Origin of the sequence: Leptospira venezuelensis (assembly GCF_002150035.1) — a bacterium.
Taxonomy (GTDB): domain Bacteria; phylum Spirochaetota; class Leptospiria; order Leptospirales; family Leptospiraceae; genus Leptospira_B; species Leptospira_B venezuelensis.
Map to the genome: position 1 here is coordinate 661,486 of NZ_NETS01000010.1, position 15,752 is coordinate 677,237.

A 15,752-nucleotide genomic window follows, 5' to 3' on the forward strand; every position below is an offset into this window, starting at 1 on the left:
AAAAAGATCGGTAAAGAAACGGATATTTTCGGAAAAGAGAATTGCATGTAATAAATTTCAACAAGTTGAAACATAAAAGTCAAGGTAAAATACCGAAATCTCCTTGTGTGACTCTTGAACCGGTTAGAATCGAGTACGATGCACACGCAAACTTCCCAATTTTACTTCGATACCGAAAAAGAGTACGGAGCATTTAACTATGAACCTCTTCCAGTTGTCTTAGAGAAAGGGAAAGGTATCTTTCTTTGGGATACAGATGGAAAAAAATATTTCGATTTTTTATCCGCATACAGCGCGGTGAACCAAGGACATTGCCATCCTAAAATTATAGAAACATTAAAGACCCAATCTGAAAAACTAACTCTTACTTCCAGAGCATTCTATAATGATCAACTTGGCCCCATGGAAAAATTTTTATGTGATACATTTGGATTCGATAGAATGGTTCCGATGAACACGGGAGTAGAAGCTGCAGAAACTTCTGTCAAGCTCGCAAGAAGATGGGGTTACCAAGTTAAAAAAATCCCGACCGATAAAGCTAAAATCGTTTTTGCTTCCGGAAATTTTTGGGGAAGAAGTATAGGTGCAATCTCCGCATCCACAGATCTAACTAGCAGAGGAGATTTTGGACCTTTCGTTCCAGGATTTTCTATCATTCCATTTAACGATCCGGAAGCCTTAAAAAAAGAATTAGAAGATCCTAATGTAGCTGCATTTATGGTGGAGCCAATCCAAGGAGAAGCTGGGGTAATCGTTCCAACAGAAGGTTATTTAACAGAAGTTCGCAAACTTTGCTCAGAGCGAAATGTACTTCTGATCTTGGACGAAGTGCAAACCGGTCTTGGTAGAACCGGAAAACTTTTGGCTGCAGACTATGAAAATGTGAAGCCGGATCTGCTCGTATTGGGAAAAGCATTGTCCGGAGGAACTCTTCCTGTTTCCGCAGTTTTAGGTTCTGATGAGATTATTCTTACCCTAAAACCGGGAACCCATGGTTCCACATTCGGCGGAAATCCTTTGGCTGCAGCTGTCGCCAAAACAGCTGTCCAAGTGTTATTAGAAGAAAACTTATCAGAGAACTCGGACATACGAGGAAAAGAATTTCGATCTTCTCTGCAAGTTCTGAAATCGGAATATCCTGATAAAGTAAAAGAGATCAGAGGGAAAGGATTGTTAAACGCAGTAGAATTTTTTCCCGATGCGACAGGACCGAGAGCGAAAAAAATCTGCTACAAATTATTAGAATCGGGAATTCTCGCGAAACAAACTCATGATCACACGATCCGATTCGCTCCTCCTCTTTGTATTTCCAAAACTGAATTAGAAGAAGCGACTTCTCTCATTCTCCAGACAATCCGTAAAACCCTTGACTAATCTTTCGAATTCGTTTTTTTAAAAGAATGTCAGCTGAAGACAAAAAGTACATCCGGGTCTGGCAAAAACTGAGCGTCAGCGAAGTTTCTTCTCAATTGATGATCATAGATGATCTATATGGAACTTGCGGAAAATGTAAACATCTGGGACTGAATTATACCAAGGACAAGGCTTGTCCTGAATGCGGGACCAAATTTAAATATCTGGCTACCAACTTAAAATCTCCTGGAGATATCGCTAAAGTACTAGCAAGAATAGAAAAAGAGAATTTAGATTTTGTACTGATCGATAGAGAAGACTACACCTTGTCCAAAGCAAAAGATGCAGTGAAGGATTTATTCAAATCTAACGACTGAAAATTCTCTTGGAGCATTACTCCCTCATTCTCTGGATACGGAAATTCATATTAAAAAGTGAATGGACTAGATTCATTTAATAATTTCTTTTTGTAATATCCTTCCAATAAAACTAATTTAAGGGGAACTCATACCGAAAAGATGGAACATCATTCACTTACTCTATTAGTTGATATCGCCCTTAGTATTATTTTCGCGACTTTCTTCGCAATCATAGCAAAAGCATTCAAACAACCTCTCGTCTTAGGTTATGTAATCGCCGGGTTAATCATCGGCCCATTATTCGGACCATATGTAGGCGGAAAGCTGACCATCGGTTATGTTAAAAGCGAAGAAAGTATAGAACTGATCTCTGAGATCGGTTTGATCCTTTTATTGTTTATCATCGGTTTAGAGATCGATCTAAAAGAATTGGCAAGAATGGGACGCTCCATGTTTGCTCTGGGAGTTTTACAATTCTTCTTAGGAGTCGCAGCGGCTTGGTTTGCGTTCCGCACATTCTTCCCTCCTGCTCCTGGAAATTTTGATCTTCTCTACTTTGCGATTGCACTCTCGCTAAGTTCTACTATGATCGTAGTCAAACTATTACATGATAAGTTTGAAATTAGCACTGTAGCCGGACGACTTACGATCGGTGTCTTGGTCTTACAAGATATTTGGGCAATTCTATTTATGGGGATCCAACCTGATTTGCAAGATCCTCAGATCCTGAATGTACTCGGATCCTTAGTGAAAGGTATTGCTCTCGTTGCGGTTGCTTTCGCAGTCAGCCGTTTCATTCTATCCAAACTTTTCCTTTTTGCTGCTTCCAAACCTGAATTGGTTTTGATCACTTCGATTGCTTGGTGTTTCTTTTTATGCGGCGTTGCAGAAAAACTCCAGCTTTCGAAAGAAATGGGAGCATTGATCGCAGGTGTGAGTATCGCGGCCTTCCCTTATGGCGCGGACGTGATCAGCAAACTTTCCGGAATCAGGGACTTCTTCATTACATTATTCTTCGTAGCTCTTGGGATGAAAATCCAAGCACCAAGTGCAAGTGACTTAGGCCTCGCATTCTTAGCTGTTGGATTTGTTTTAGTGAGCAGGGTTATAATCATTGCTCCTACTGTATTTTTCTCAGGCAAAGGTTTAAGAGCCGGTATTGTTGCAGGACTCAACCTGGCACAAATTTCAGAATTCTCATTGGTGATCTTAGCTTTGGGAGTTCAAAAAGAACATATTGGAAAAGATCTACAAGCGATCGTTCTGACTTCTATGATCATCGCTTCTATTATCTCCACTTATGTGATCTTGTTCAATGATACGATCGCAAGAGGAATTATCTCCTTCTTATCTCTGTTTGGAGTGAAAGAAAACAAAGAGCCTCTAGAGTCCCAAGTTACCGGAGAGACCAAAAGAGATATCGTAGTTTTAGGATATTTCAGGATCGCACAAGGTCTGATCGACGGAATAGAAGATGATAAACCTAGTTGGCTAAAAAGAATGTTGGTAGTGGACTTTAATCCAATCTATAGACAAACTTTGGAATCTAAAGGGATTCGTTGGGCTTATGGAGACTTAGCAAATCCTGAAAGTCTTCACCATTTAGGAATTGAAGAAGCAAGATATATTGTTTGTACAGTGTCGGATATGATCCTAAAAGGAACTACCAACCGTAGATTGTTAGAGTCCTTAAAAAGTATCTGCAGACATCACCAACCTAAGATCATCTTAACTACGGATGATCCAAAAGAAGCAGAAGTTCTTAGAAATAATGGAGCAGCCCACGTAATCGTTCCAGGTAAAATTTCAGGGCTTTCTCTATTTACTGAATTGTCCGGAATGGTAGATGATAATGGAAGCACCACAATTGCGAAATCTGCAAAGGGCAAACCTAAAAAAACTACGTCCAATAAGAAGAAGGTCAAAAAGACCAAGTAGTTCTTAGGATGATTGTTCGTTCTCCGTGTATTAAAGTCTGCAATATGGATTATGAAACCGGTCTCTGCGAAGGTTGTTATCGCAGCTTAGAAGAGATCGGTCGATGGACCATGTATACGGAAGATGAAAGAAAGAACATCCGACTCAAAATAGAAGAGAGAAAAATTTCCCTAGGAAAACCTTCTTTCAAAAATCCTTAAATCAGCTCTTCACCAACCTTAAATATTCTTCTACAATTTCGGTTGCTGATTTTTTCCAATCGAACCTCTTAGAATTTTTCAAACCTGCTTTGGTTTTTGAACTCAGAAGTTTGGGAGAATCTAATAACTTAACTAAGCCAGTTTCGAAAGAAACAGAATCTGTAGGATCAAAGAAAAATGCAGTATCTTCTAAAATTTCAGGAAGAACACTTGAGTTGGAAGAATATACAGGACAACCGCAAGACTGAGCTTCCACAGGAGGAAATCCGAATCCTTCATATAACGAAGGATAAACAAGCAATCCTGCTGCAGAATATAAAGTAGCCAATTCTTGCTCAGACAGGTAAGGAACTAATTTAATTCTATCTTCCCAACCTTTTGCATCTTCTATCAAATACTCGGGAAGTTTTCCGCCGGAGCCAGCGATCACCCAATCTAGTTTGATCTTTTTTTCGGACCAAAGCTTTTTAAAAGATTTAAGTACGAATCCTAAATTTTTATGCTCCTTTCCGATCCCAACGCTGAGCAAGTACCCAGGTTTCAATCCATACTGTTTCAGGAACTTCTTCTTTTCTAAATCACTTTTAGGAGAGAAATTTTTGGAATCTAACCCGTTATAGATGGTTCGTATTTGAGTTTGGGAAAAAGAAAAAACTTCGGTAATATCTTTTGCAGTAAAATCGGAAACTGTAATAATCCTTTTGGCCTTCTTTCTTATGAGTAAAAAAACGAGCTTCATATATGCTTGTTTCAAAAAAGAAGAATGGAACTGTTTCATTCTGAATGGAATGATATCGTGAATGGTAACAATACAACGATCTAAGAATCTTAAAGGGGCATTAAAATGTGGGATATCCAACAGGTCGAAATCTTTCATTTCAGGAATGCCGAACCATTCTTTAATAGAATAGATTCCCGTATTATATTCCAAAATTTCGTAAGAATTTAAAACCTTTGGAGAAAGATTCTTTTTTATAAGATCAGGATTTCCAAGCAGAACGATCTGAATCCCTTTTTTAGAGGCAATATCTCCCAGCCAATTTAAAAGTCCTTTGACTCTGGAACCAATCCCCGAATGGGAAATCATCCTTGCATCAAATCCTATTCTGATCCCTTTAGCCTTCATGGAAAGTTAAACCATCGTATAGGATGAAGTCGGAATGGCAAGCCAATCGCTTTTCCCCTTGAAAAGAGAAGTAAATTACCAAGACTTGTCCAGACGAGTCTAACTACATACATTTTCAAAGCGAAGAACGGAGAGACACCTTGGAAAACGAAGTAACGAGTATATTAAAAGCAATCGGAGAAGATCCGAATAGAGAAGGACTTTTAAACACTCCTAAAAGGGTCCGGAAAGCTTATGAATTCCTGACTTCTGGTTATAAGGCAGACATTGATACGATTGTAAATGGAGCAATCTTCGAAGAGGACAGCCAAGGTATGGTTCTTGTCCGAGATATCGAAATGTATTCTCTTTGTGAACATCATCTTCTTCCTTTTTTTGGAAAGGCTCACGTAGGTTATATTCCAAATAAAAAGATCATAGGGATTTCCAAAATCCCTCGTATTGTAGACGTATTTGCGAGAAGGTTACAGGTCCAAGAAAGAATGACTGAACAAATAGCTTACGCCCTCATGGAAGTTTTGGATCCTTTGGGCGTCGCTGTTGTCATCAAAGCAAAACATCTTTGCATGATGATGAGAGGAGTAGAAAAACAAAACTCCGAACTTTTCACTTCCTGTATGCTCGGAGAATTTAAAACAAATATGGTGACTAGGAGCGAGTTTCTGGATTTAATTCGGACCGGTTCTACCTAGAAGATTTTGCTCTAAGTTCTTCTGCTTTTTGCTCTGCCCGATTTTTATTTTCGAGCATTGCTTTCTCAACTCTTAATCTTTCTCTTTCGAAACCAGCCTCGTCTAGATCCCTTGGGACCATAAGAGGCTCTCCGTAAGAGATCACAAATGTTGTGAAAGGTTTTGGGATCCTGTGTTTATCCCAAGACTTCTCTGCAATCCATTGTTTTGTACATTCATAATGAAAAGGTAAGATAGGGACCTGAGAAACTTGAGCTGCCGCAATGACTCCTGGCTGAACAATCCAAGCAGGTCCTCTTGGTCCATCAGGCGTAAATGCAGCTGGAAGATTTTTTCTCAAGTGAACGATCATTGCCTTGAGTGCTTTTGATCCACCTTTGGAGGAACTCCCACGAATGCTTCCATTACCGAATCTATGCACTACTCCGGTGATAAAATCACCGTCTTTAGATTCAGAGATCAAAACGGCTAGCTTACGATTTTTATTCAAGTATGGTGAATAAAGGACATTCGTATGCCAAACACATAGGATAAACGGCTTCTTCAAAGGATAAAGAGAGTTAAAATGCTCCTTTCCTATTTCCACCTTTCTTGAGGTGAGTCCGATGATCCTTTGTAAAAAAACTACAAGAGTTGGCACCAGCCAAACTATGAATCTACGCTTAAAACTTTCCCGAGTATCCAATTTTTCTGACATTGAGGCGAGCCTGCTGAAATGCGGTCGGGGAGCATTCTTTTTTTTACGTAACAGGCGAGATTTTATATAAAAACTCTATTAAAAGTTAATTAGAGAATGAGTGGACAATACTGAAATTAAAAAGTTTCGTATTCGATTGCGAAGGAATCAGCCATGTCGAAAGAAAGAATCGTCCAGCCGTTCGCCAATTTCAAGAAAACGGCAAATATCAACCTCAAAGATTATAAAGCATTATATAAAGAATCCATAGAGAACCCTAAAAAATTTTGGGCTAGAGAAGCTTCTACCCGACTTACATGGTTCAAAAAGTGGAACAAGGTTTTAGACCACGATTTTAAGAATGCAAAAGTAAAATGGTTCGAAGGAGGCAAGATCAATGTCTCTTATAATTGTTTGGACCGCTACATAGATACTCCCCTAAAAAACAAGGCAGCTATCATTTGGGAAGGTGATAATCCTCAGGAATCCAAAACATATACCTATTACGACCTTTACCGTGAAGTGAATAAGTTCGCAAACGTTCTGAAAAATTCAGGAATTCGAAAAGGTGATGTGGTCATGGTTTATTTGCCTATGATCCCTGAACTCGCCATTACAATTCTTGCATGTACTCGGATTGGAGCAATTCACTCTGTGGTCTTCGGAGGTTTTTCTCCGGAAGCTCTGCAAAGTAGAATCGAAGATTGTAAACCAAGACTGATCATAACTTCCGATGGAGGTTATAGAGGTGGTAAAAGTTTGGATCTAAAAAAAGCGGTCGACACTGCTTTGGATCAATCTTCTGAAAAAGTAAATAATGTGATCGTAATCAGGAGGACAAGCCAAGAAACGGAACTTAACTGGAAAGAAGGAAGAGATCGTTGGTGGCATTATCTAATGAACGATCCAAACCTTCCTGCATATTGCAAGCCAGAGCAAATGGATTCCGAAGACCCATTGTTTATTCTTTATACTTCTGGCTCTACCGGAAAACCCAAAGGAGTTCTTCATACAACTGGAGGATATCTTCTCGGGGTCAATATGACCTTTCATTATGTTTTCGATATCAAACCTACAGATACATATTGGTGTACTGCCGATATTGGTTGGGTAACAGGTCACAGTTATTTAGTGTACGGTCCACTTTCTAATGGAGCTACTTCTGTAATGTTTGAAGGAGTTCCTACTTATCCTGATGCAGGAAGATTTTGGGACGTAATAGACAAACATGGAGTGACAGTATTTTATACTGCACCTACCGCGATACGTTCTTTGATGAGAGAAGGAACAGATCCTATCGAAAAAAGAAACCTTAGCTCTCTTAGATTGATTGGATCAGTTGGAGAGCCAATCAACCCAGAAGCTTGGGAATGGTACTTTAAAAATATTGGAAAATCCAAATGTCCGATCGTAGACACTTGGTGGCAGACAGAAACCGGAGCGATCATGATCTCTCCGTTGCCGGGAGCAATCGCACAAAAACCTGGATCAGCAACTCTTCCATTTTTCGGGGTACAACCTGTTCTATTAGATGATGAAGGAAAAGAGATCAACTCCAAGGGAGAAGTTTCCGGCAATCTGGCGATAAAATCTCCTTGGCCTTCTATGATGAGAGGAGTGTTTAAGGATCCGAAAAGATTTTTCGATACCTACTTCTCCATTTATAAAGGGTATTATTTTACCGGGGACGGGGCAAGAAGAGACAAAGACGGATACTATTGGATCACAGGTCGTGTGGACGATGTAATCAATGTATCAGGTCATAGAATCGGCTCCGCAGAAGTGGAGAGCGCGCTTGTAGAAAATCATTCAGTAGCTGAAGCGGCCGTTGTAGGATTTCCACATGATATTAAAGGCCAAGGAATTTATGCATACGTTACTGTGAAAGAAGGTGTGACCACAAATGATTCTCTCAAAAAAGAACTGATCGCTACTGTCGAAAAAATGATCGGTAAGATTGCGAGACCAGATGTGATTCATTGGGCGCCTGGGCTTCCTAAAACTAGATCCGGAAAAATTATGAGAAGGATCTTACGTAAAATTGCTTCCAGCGAGTTCGAAGGTTTAGGAGATATCTCTACCTTAGCAGATCCAAGTGTTGTAGAAAAATTAATAGAAGATAAGAAGAAGTATCACAGTTGAGTAGAATCGGTCCGCAAAGAATCGTATGTTTGACTGAAGAGACTACTGAACTTCTCTATTTATTAGGAGAGGAAGATCGTATCGTGGGTATCTCAGCGTATACTGAAAGACCTCCTAAGGCAAAAGAAGAAAAACCAAGAGTCTCCGCTTTTATTAACGGAAATATAAAGAGGATCAAAGAACTAGATCCAGACCTGGTAGTCGGTTTCTCGGATATTCAGGCACAACTTTCTCATGATCTTGTGAAAGAAGGGCTAAACGTTCTAATAACCAATCAAAGAAGTTTAGGGGAAATTTTCCAAACGATTTTGATGGTGGGCGCCTTGATTGGAAAATCTGATCAAGTTTCTAAACTCATCGAATCGTATAAGAAAAAGTTAAACGAGATAAAAGAGCGTTCTTCTTCTAAACCTAAACTAAAGGTATTTTTCCAAGAATGGGATCATCCGATTATCACAGGGATCAGATGGGTTTCTGAGCTATTGGAGATCGTCGGAGGGTTGGATTGTTTCGGTCATTTAAAAGAAAAGTCCTTGGCCAAAGACAGAATCATAAGTCTTCATGAAGTAGCTGATGCAAAACCTGATTTGATCATCGGTAGTTGGTGCGGAAAACCTATGGATTTTGAATGGGTCCGTAGCAGAGATGAATGGAAAGACATTCCTGCGATCAAGAATGATAAAATTTTCGAAATGGACCCTGCAATCATTTTGCAACCAGGACCTGCCTTATTCGAAGAAGGTATCCTAGAAATGGATCGTATTTTAGAAGAAGTAAGAAATTCTCTTTCTTAAGATCCTAAAGTAATATTAGGCGAATTTAATAAATTAAAATCAAATCTGCCGGAAGGTGAATGATGAATTCCATGGTAAATTCCGCGATCTCTAAAGAATCGTCTATAGCAAAAATCTGGACGAACGGTGCTATCGTAATCAACCGGATCCGATTAGGTCTAGTAGTTCTTTTTATTCTAACCCTGATCGGAGTTTCTAAAACAAACCATCCTACTCAGGTAATTGCTCATTCGGTCGGAACAGGTTTGATGGCATTATACTGTATCTTCGAATTTTTCCTGGCAAGAGGAGGAAGGGTCGGGATCAGATTCCAAAAGACATTAGTAATTTTAGATGTAATCATTCTTTCCGCTATCATGGCCGCAGACTGCAGTATCAACGCAATCGTAGCAAGAGATACTCTCGCAAATATGATCTTATTCTTCATTTACTTTTATATAATGATCTATTCTTCCTTGCTCGGAGAAAAAAGGTTCGTACTTCTTATTGGCCTACTGACTGCGATTGGAGTTGCAATAGCGCTTTATGTGGGCTGGAAAAGTGGGCTTGTACTTACTGAAAATGCAAGTAAATCGAAAGATCCTGACACTCTGATCCTCTCTGTTCAGATTGTAAAGATTGGTTTTATGATCACTGCAAGTGTGATCTTATACCAATTGATGCGATTATTCGAAAATCTAACTGCAGAAGGCTCCAGATTATTCGGAGAATCTCAAATATTCTTATCTCAAATCAAAGATAATCAAAACATAATACGCAACTCAGCAGAAAATTTAGAAACATCCATTAAAGAATTTGCAGGTTATATCGCAAGAACCGGAGAAAAGATGGAATCCCAGGCCGCCGCTTTGGAAGAAGTAAACGCAGTATTAGAAGAACTTTCTGCTTCTTCTATCAATAATACTCAATCCATTGAAACTCAAAACGAAGGTATTTCTGGACTTGCTTCCAACTCTCAAAAATTGGGGGGTATTATAGGAGATATTACAGAATATAGCGAAACACTTTCTGTATTTGCGGAAGAAAACAAAGCGGATATGGAAAATGTTACCATTGCCGCTGAAAAAACAAATTCATATCTCGTGGATATTGCAAACTCATTCAACAAAGTAGACGAGATCAACCAGATCATGGGAGAGATTGCAGATAAAACAAACCTTCTCGCATTGAACGCATCTATCGAAGCGGCAAGGGCAGGAGTCGCCGGAAGGGGATTTGCTGTAGTAGCAAATGAGGTCAGTAAACTTGCAGACTTCACTTCGGAAAATGCAAAGTCCATTTCTTCTATTGTAAAACAATCGCAAAGTTTTATCAATGAGGCAAAAGTAGCTTCTGCGGAAACCGGAGATCTTACTGAAAAACAAAAGTTCAAATTGATACAAACTACGGATAGGATTTTAAAAATGAACGAGCTCTATAAGGAGCAGAAATTTATTCTCAAAAGTTTCCTAAACGAATTAGATACAATCAAATCTGCATCTACGGATATTTTAGAATCTACCAAAGAGCAAACTCTCGGCCAGAACGAATTGATGAAGACAATGAGCCAATTGGAAAAAGACATAAACGAGATCAGCGAAGAGTCCACCAAACTGAACACTGAGATCGACAAGATCAATAGTCAGGCTTCCGAATTAAGAGTATTAAGCGGACATTCTACCGAATAAAAGAACTACAACGTTAGTCTGACTAGGGAAATTCCGTCTATTGATAGAATGGAAACTTCCCATATAAAAACAGAGTCCACGATCCTACAGATCTGGAAGAATGGCGCTATTGTAATCAATCGGATACGATTGGGGTTAGTCTTACTTTTTATCATTTCCTTAGCGGGAGCTTATAAAAGTTTCCAACCCTTACAATTTATGGTTCATGCGGGCGGTACAGCTTTCATGGGTCTTTACTGCATTTATAATTTTGCAGCGAATCGTAAAAGGAATATGTCCATCGGATTTCACAAACTTTTTGTGTTATTCGATGTAAATGTTCTAAGTGCGACATTGATCCTAGATACTTTTGTCTCTCCTGATGTGGCGGCAGGAACCTTAAAGAATGTCGTATTATTTTTCATTTATTTTTATATTATGATCTACTCCTGTCTTTTAGGAGAAAGGATTTTCGTTTTGATCGTGGGGGCATTTTCCACTGTGGGTGCAACTATAGCTCTAGTTTGCGCACTTCAAAATGGAGTCGGTTTCGTTATGGATCCAGAAGCAGCAAAACTTCCTTATAATATAAGCGGATCCACTGAGATCATAAAACTTGCATTCATATTTGTTGCTAGTGTGATACTTGCTCAATTAATGAGATTGTTTTTGAGTTTAACGGTAGAAGGGAACCGCCTCTATACTGATTCCAAAGACCTACTTGAAAAGTTAAGCGAGAACCAAGCAATCATTAAAGATTCTGCAATTAGTCTAGAAGATTCTATCGTCAAATTCGCTGCATTCATCAATCGTACAGGAGAGAAAATGGAATCCCAGGCTGCCGCTCTAGAAGAAGTAAATGCAGTATTAGAAGAACTTTCTGCTGCTTCTACAAATACGTCTAGATCAATTGAATCACAGAATGCAAGCTTGAGTGAACTTTCAGATGATTCTAAAAAATTAGGTGAAATAGTTTCAAATATTACAGGTTACAGCGAGGCACTTTCTACATTCGCGAATGATAATAAAGCGGATATGGAGAATGTGACAATCGCTGCTGAAAAAACTAAATCCTATCTGGCAGATATCGCAGGTTCTTTTGACAAGGTAGATCAGATCAATCAAATCATGGGAGAGATTGCGGATAAAACAAACCTTCTCGCATTAAACGCATCTATCGAGGCGGCAAGAGCAGGAGAAGCAGGAAGAGGATTTGCCGTAGTAGCAAACGAGGTCAGCAAACTTGCAGACTTCACTTCAGAAAACGCAAAGTCCATCTCAAGCATAGTAAGACAATCCCAGAGTTTTATCCAAGAAGCAAAAAATGCTTCCGCAGAAACAGGAGATCTGACTGAAAAACAAAAATTTAAAATCCTAGAAACTTCTGATCGGATCGTCCAGATGAATAAACTTTACCTGGAACAGAGGAATATTATACGCAAGTTTTTAAGTGAATTGGAAAGTATCAAATCAGTTTCAAACGAGATCCATGAATCTGAAAAGGAACAGTCCGTGGGCCAAAAAGAAATGATAAGAACCATGTCTCAATTAGAGAAAGATATTAATGAGATTAACGAAGATTCATCCAACTTAAACTCAGAGATTGATCGGATCAAAATGAAAGCTTCCGAGCTAAAAGTATTGAGCGATAATTCCTGAAACCATTTCGTTTCCTTCTTCTTTACAATCGGACCCATATTTCGATATATGGAATTTATTCGGATTCAAGGAGAAGGATATGGGGACTAAAGTAAAAGCTGCAGTTATCGGAGGTACGGGTCTCTATAGTCTGGATGGAATGGAACTTGTCGAAGAAGTTCTTCCAGAAACTCCTTGGGGCAAACCTTCCGACACGATCAAGATTGGAAAGATCCAAGACAAACTAATCGCATTCTTACCTCGCCACGGTGTGGGACATTTTATCATGCCTCACGAAGTCCCAATGAAGGCAAATATCTGTGCACTTAAAATTTTAGGTGTAGAAGAGATAGTAGCATTCAGCTCGGTCGGAAGTTTAAGAGAAGAGATCAAACCTCTAGACTTCGTTCTTCCAAATCAGATCATTGATAGAACTCGAGGAAGAGAGTCCACTTTCTTCGGAAAAGGTGTAGTGGCACATGCTCCTTTTGCAGATCCTTTTTCCCAAAACTTAAGTGATAGAATTAATAAAGCCGCAGCAAAAGTTAATCTTCCCATCCACCGAAACAAAACTTTAGTTTGTATGGAAGGTCCTTTGTTCTCTACAAGAGCAGAATCTCATATGTATCGTTCATGGGGCGGAGACATCATCAATATGAGCGTTCTTCCTGAGGCCAAACTTGCAAGAGAAGCTGAGATTGCTTACCAAATGGTCTGTATGTCCACTGACTACGATTGCTGGAGAGAGAATGAAGAAGCAGTCACTGCAGAAATGGTGATGGCGAACTTAGGAAAGAATGCAGAGAACGCTAAAAAACTTTTGGGCGCTTTAATTCCTTCTCTTGGAAACGGAGACGATCTTAGCTTAAAAAATAGTACTAAATATTCTATCATCACCGCTCCAGAGAGAAGAAATCCGGATACTGTTGCGAAACTAAAAGTATTATTCCCAGATTATCTCTGAGAGTTTGATTTTCTTCGGTTTAAATGGACCGATTCTAAAATATTTACTAATCCCTTTTGGTATTCAGGAAAGAAGGAGAGATTGTTATGATTTCCTCCTTCTATTTCCAGAAATTCGATCTTTAGTCCTGATTCCAATGCAGTTTTGAATAACTTCTTTCCTTGTCTGAACGGAACAATCTCGTCTTCATTTCCATGTATGATCGTTGCAGAAGAACGAACCTTTCCGATCTTATTTTCAGATTTGAGAGAATAAGCCAAAAACCATTCTGGCACAAACGGATAAAATTCTTTTGCCAGATCCGCCAAAGAAGTATAAGGAGTTTCTAATATAATATATCCTGGATTTGTTTTAGTCCCTAAATCCACTACAACTCCAGTTCCAATCGATCTTCCATAAAGAATGATTTCATTTTCTTTTTTTAGTTTATCTGTTTTGAGATATTCGTACCATCTTTCTGCGTCCTGGTACATTCCCTTTTCAGTTAGTTTTGCTCTACTTTTCCCATAACCCCTATAATCTGTCATGAGAAGGTCCCAACCGCGCGGAACAAAATCCTCAGCGACACCTCCCCAACTTCTTAAACTTCCAGCGTTCCCATGAAAATACAGAACAGTCCCCTTAGAAGGTCCTTGCGCAGGAAAGAATAATGCATATATTTTCTCTCCATTTTCTAGTTCTAAAGAAATTTCCTGGAACTTATAAGGAAAAGAAAATTGAAAATCCTCGGGCAAAGTTTCAGGAAAGAAGATCAGCTTGTCTTGGTTAGAATATAATAAACCGAAGAGTCCCAGGAGAATAATAAATATGACCGAGAGAAGATATAACATAAACTTTTGAATTTTCATTTGGCCTTAATATCCCTGGACCAAAGTTCTTTTCCGGCAGAATCAAAAACTCTAAACACCAAATTCCTTTGTTTCAAAGGCCCGGTAATTTCTATCGTTCCAAAATTCCTTTTATCATCTACCATTGTACCTTCGATCCTTAAAGGGTTTTTTTCGGTAATAGGCGGATGTGTAGAAGAAGTCAGAGGAGAAACAGTAAAATCATATATTGGATGCTCAAAACCTTCTTGGATATATGATAATTCCGTAAAGTGCCTGTCTCCGGTCAGAAATATCAGATTTTTTATCTTCAATTTAGAGATTTTGGAAAGAAGTTTTTCCCTTTCTTCTGCGTATGTGGAATAATTTTCGAAAACGGTTAACGGATTTAAAACCTGACCTCCAACTACAACAAACTTAAATGTAGCTTTGGAGAATGCTAAACCATTTACCAGCCACTCTAATTGCTCTTCGCCGAAAAATGATCTGGATCCTGTTTTATTATCGTTAGCAGTCCTAAAACTACGATCGTCCATCAAGAAGAATTGTGCATCTCCCCAAGTGAAAGAACCGTATATTCCTTTTTTTGAATAGTTCGGGTTGGCCCAAAAAAGTTTGAAAATTTCTTCTGCGGTAGACCCCATCCAAAAGGAAGCATCCCCGTCATTCGGTCCCCAATCGTGGTCGTCCCAAACTGCATAATGATGAACATTAGCAAGAAGAGGTTGGAGTTCGGCCAAGGATCTTTGTTCTGTATACCGATAAATAAATCCAGTACGAGATTCCCAATCCGGTTCTCTCAGATAAATATTATCCCCCATCCAAAGCATGAAGTCGGGTCTTTGATCCGAGATGGATTTATAAATAAAATATTCTCCTCCGTAAGGTTTTACTTGAGTATCGTATTTAGGATCGTTTACGAATGCGCAGCTACCTAAAGCAAATTTGATATCAGGTGGTCCGCTTTGTTTTCCAATCCAGATAGGTTGTGTCCTAAATTTTTGTTCTGATTTAGGTTCTTGGTATTTTCCGTTTATATAAATTCTATATTCGTATGTTTTTCCTGGTTCCAATACATCAGCAATCAAATGGGCAACATAACCATTAGAATGATCCGTATTCACTTCACGAGTTATGTGACTTTGTTCAGGATTTCCGGAAATAAAATATTTCGCGTAAACTTTAGAATGGTTCTTAGTCTGGACCCAGATTTTCACTTCTTTATGAGTCGAGTATCCGAGCATCGGTCCCGATTGGATACTCGAAGGCGAGGATGTGTCGATTGACTGACTTTTTCCATAAATTGCAAAATCGATGTAAAAGAATCCAAACAGTAAAAACAACAAAGAGGTGGATGATAAAAACAATCTGCGTCTCATTGTCATGAAATATCTTGA

The 15,752-nt window shown here is 39.0% G+C and carries 14 protein-coding genes; 10 read left to right on the plus strand and 4 right to left on the minus strand.

The features are described 5' to 3' along the window. Nucleotides 1-138: 138 nt before the first annotated feature. The 4 genes from rocD (at nucleotide 139) to B1C82_RS10345 (ending at nucleotide 3,850) form a co-directional block, all read left to right on the plus strand. Entirely contained in the window at nucleotides 139-1,374 is a 1,236-nt protein-coding gene (gene rocD, locus B1C82_RS10330; RefSeq protein WP_086447500.1) for an ornithine--oxo-acid transaminase, read from the plus strand. Between the two features lie 26 nt (nucleotides 1,375-1,400). After that, nucleotides 1,401-1,730 (plus strand): hypothetical protein, encoded by a 330-nt coding sequence (locus B1C82_RS10335; protein WP_086447501.1) that lies wholly within the window; start codon nucleotides 1,401-1,403, stop codon nucleotides 1,728-1,730. Nucleotides 1,731-1,871: 141 nt separating this feature from the next. Next, nucleotides 1,872-3,650: a cation:proton antiporter gene (locus tag B1C82_RS10340; protein WP_086447502.1), complete on the plus strand. Its 1,779-nt coding sequence runs from the start codon at nucleotides 1,872-1,874 to the stop codon at nucleotides 3,648-3,650. A gap of 8 nt (nucleotides 3,651-3,658) precedes the next feature. Further along, nucleotides 3,659-3,850 (plus strand): DUF1289 domain-containing protein, encoded by a 192-nt coding sequence (locus B1C82_RS10345; protein ID WP_086447503.1) that lies wholly within the window; start codon nucleotides 3,659-3,661, stop codon nucleotides 3,848-3,850. Between the two features lies 1 nt (nucleotide 3,851). Here the strand turns inward: B1C82_RS10345 and B1C82_RS10350 are convergent, their stop codons facing one another. Continuing rightward, nucleotides 3,852-4,976, minus strand: a complete 1,125-nt coding sequence (locus B1C82_RS10350; RefSeq protein ID WP_086447504.1) for a glycosyltransferase family 4 protein — start codon at nucleotides 4,974-4,976, stop codon at nucleotides 3,852-3,854. Nucleotides 4,977-5,116: 140 nt separating this feature from the next. Here B1C82_RS10350 and folE point away from each other — a divergent pair, with 140 nt between their 5' ends. Beyond that, nucleotides 5,117-5,668 (plus strand): GTP cyclohydrolase I FolE, encoded by a 552-nt coding sequence (folE, locus tag B1C82_RS10355; RefSeq protein ID WP_008591026.1) that lies wholly within the window; start codon nucleotides 5,117-5,119, stop codon nucleotides 5,666-5,668. On the opposite strand, the gene B1C82_RS10360 is transcribed toward folE, so the two are convergent. After that, entirely contained in the window at nucleotides 5,661-6,365 is a 705-nt protein-coding gene (locus tag B1C82_RS10360; RefSeq protein ID WP_086447506.1) for a lysophospholipid acyltransferase family protein, read from the minus strand. The genes folE and B1C82_RS10360 overlap by 8 nt on opposite strands. 153 nt (nucleotides 6,366-6,518) lie before the next feature. Here B1C82_RS10360 and acs point away from each other — a divergent pair, with 153 nt between their 5' ends. The 5 genes from acs to mtnP all read left to right on the plus strand — a co-directional run bounded on the left by acs (nucleotide 6,519) and on the right by mtnP (nucleotide 13,528). Beyond that, nucleotides 6,519-8,486, plus strand: a complete 1,968-nt coding sequence (gene acs, locus B1C82_RS10365; RefSeq protein WP_086447507.1) for an acetate--CoA ligase — start codon at nucleotides 6,519-6,521, stop codon at nucleotides 8,484-8,486. Then, entirely contained in the window at nucleotides 8,483-9,280 is a 798-nt protein-coding gene (locus tag B1C82_RS10370; RefSeq protein ID WP_086447508.1) for a cobalamin-binding protein, read from the plus strand. Before acs ends, B1C82_RS10370 begins: the two co-directional genes overlap by 4 nt. Nucleotides 9,281-9,351: 71 nt before the next feature. Continuing rightward, nucleotides 9,352-10,947, plus strand: a complete 1,596-nt coding sequence (locus B1C82_RS10375) for a methyl-accepting chemotaxis protein (RefSeq protein WP_199775770.1) — start codon at nucleotides 9,352-9,354, stop codon at nucleotides 10,945-10,947. A gap of 48 nt (nucleotides 10,948-10,995) precedes the next feature. Then, nucleotides 10,996-12,585 carry a methyl-accepting chemotaxis protein gene (locus B1C82_RS10380; RefSeq protein ID WP_086447510.1) on the plus strand — a complete coding sequence of 530 codons (1,590 nt, stop codon included), beginning with the start codon at nucleotides 10,996-10,998 and terminating at the stop codon, nucleotides 12,583-12,585. Nucleotides 12,586-12,664: 79 nt separating this feature from the next. After that, complete coding sequence (gene mtnP, locus B1C82_RS10385; protein WP_086447511.1) at nucleotides 12,665-13,528, plus strand: S-methyl-5'-thioadenosine phosphorylase; 864 nt, start codon at nucleotides 12,665-12,667, stop codon at nucleotides 13,526-13,528. Here the strand turns inward: mtnP and B1C82_RS10390 are convergent. Both B1C82_RS10390 and B1C82_RS10395 read right to left on the minus strand, forming a co-directional pair. After that, nucleotides 13,519-14,376, minus strand: a complete 858-nt coding sequence (locus B1C82_RS10390) for an alpha/beta hydrolase (protein WP_086447512.1) — start codon at nucleotides 14,374-14,376, stop codon at nucleotides 13,519-13,521. The two genes, mtnP and B1C82_RS10390, sit on opposite strands and share 10 nt — an antisense overlap. Further along, nucleotides 14,373-15,734, minus strand: coding sequence for an alkaline phosphatase D family protein (locus B1C82_RS10395; protein ID WP_411550318.1), 1,362 nt, complete (start codon nucleotides 15,732-15,734; stop codon nucleotides 14,373-14,375). The genes B1C82_RS10390 and B1C82_RS10395 overlap by 4 nt, the downstream gene beginning before the upstream one ends. Nucleotides 15,735-15,752 lie beyond the last annotated feature (18 nt).

Excerpts from the sequence above, each read along its gene's own strand:
- rocD (WP_086447500.1), top strand. The coding sequence starts at position 139 with ATGCACACGCAAACTTCCCAATTTTACTTCGATACCGAAAAAGAGTAC.
- B1C82_RS10335 (WP_086447501.1), top strand. The coding sequence starts at position 1,401 with ATGTCAGCTGAAGACAAAAAGTACATCCGGGTCTGGCAAAAACTGAGC.
- B1C82_RS10340 (WP_086447502.1), top strand. The coding sequence starts at position 1,872 with ATGGAACATCATTCACTTACTCTATTAGTTGATATCGCCCTTAGTATT.
- B1C82_RS10345 (WP_086447503.1), top strand. The coding sequence starts at position 3,659 with ATGATTGTTCGTTCTCCGTGTATTAAAGTCTGCAATATGGATTATGAA.
- B1C82_RS10350 (WP_086447504.1), bottom strand. The coding sequence starts at position 4,976 with ATGAAGGCTAAAGGGATCAGAATAGGATTTGATGCAAGGATGATTTCC.
- B1C82_RS10360 (WP_086447506.1), bottom strand. The coding sequence starts at position 6,365 with ATGTCAGAAAAATTGGATACTCGGGAAAGTTTTAAGCGTAGATTCATA.
- acs (WP_086447507.1), top strand. The coding sequence starts at position 6,519 with ATGTCGAAAGAAAGAATCGTCCAGCCGTTCGCCAATTTCAAGAAAACG.
- B1C82_RS10375 (WP_199775770.1), top strand. The coding sequence starts at position 9,352 with ATGGTAAATTCCGCGATCTCTAAAGAATCGTCTATAGCAAAAATCTGG.
- B1C82_RS10380 (WP_086447510.1), top strand. The coding sequence starts at position 10,996 with ATGGAAACTTCCCATATAAAAACAGAGTCCACGATCCTACAGATCTGG.
- mtnP (WP_086447511.1), top strand. The coding sequence starts at position 12,665 with ATGGGGACTAAAGTAAAAGCTGCAGTTATCGGAGGTACGGGTCTCTAT.
- B1C82_RS10390 (WP_086447512.1), bottom strand. The coding sequence starts at position 14,376 with ATGAAAATTCAAAAGTTTATGTTATATCTTCTCTCGGTCATATTTATT.
- B1C82_RS10395 (WP_411550318.1), bottom strand. The coding sequence starts at position 15,734 with ATGAGACGCAGATTGTTTTTATCATCCACCTCTTTGTTGTTTTTACTG.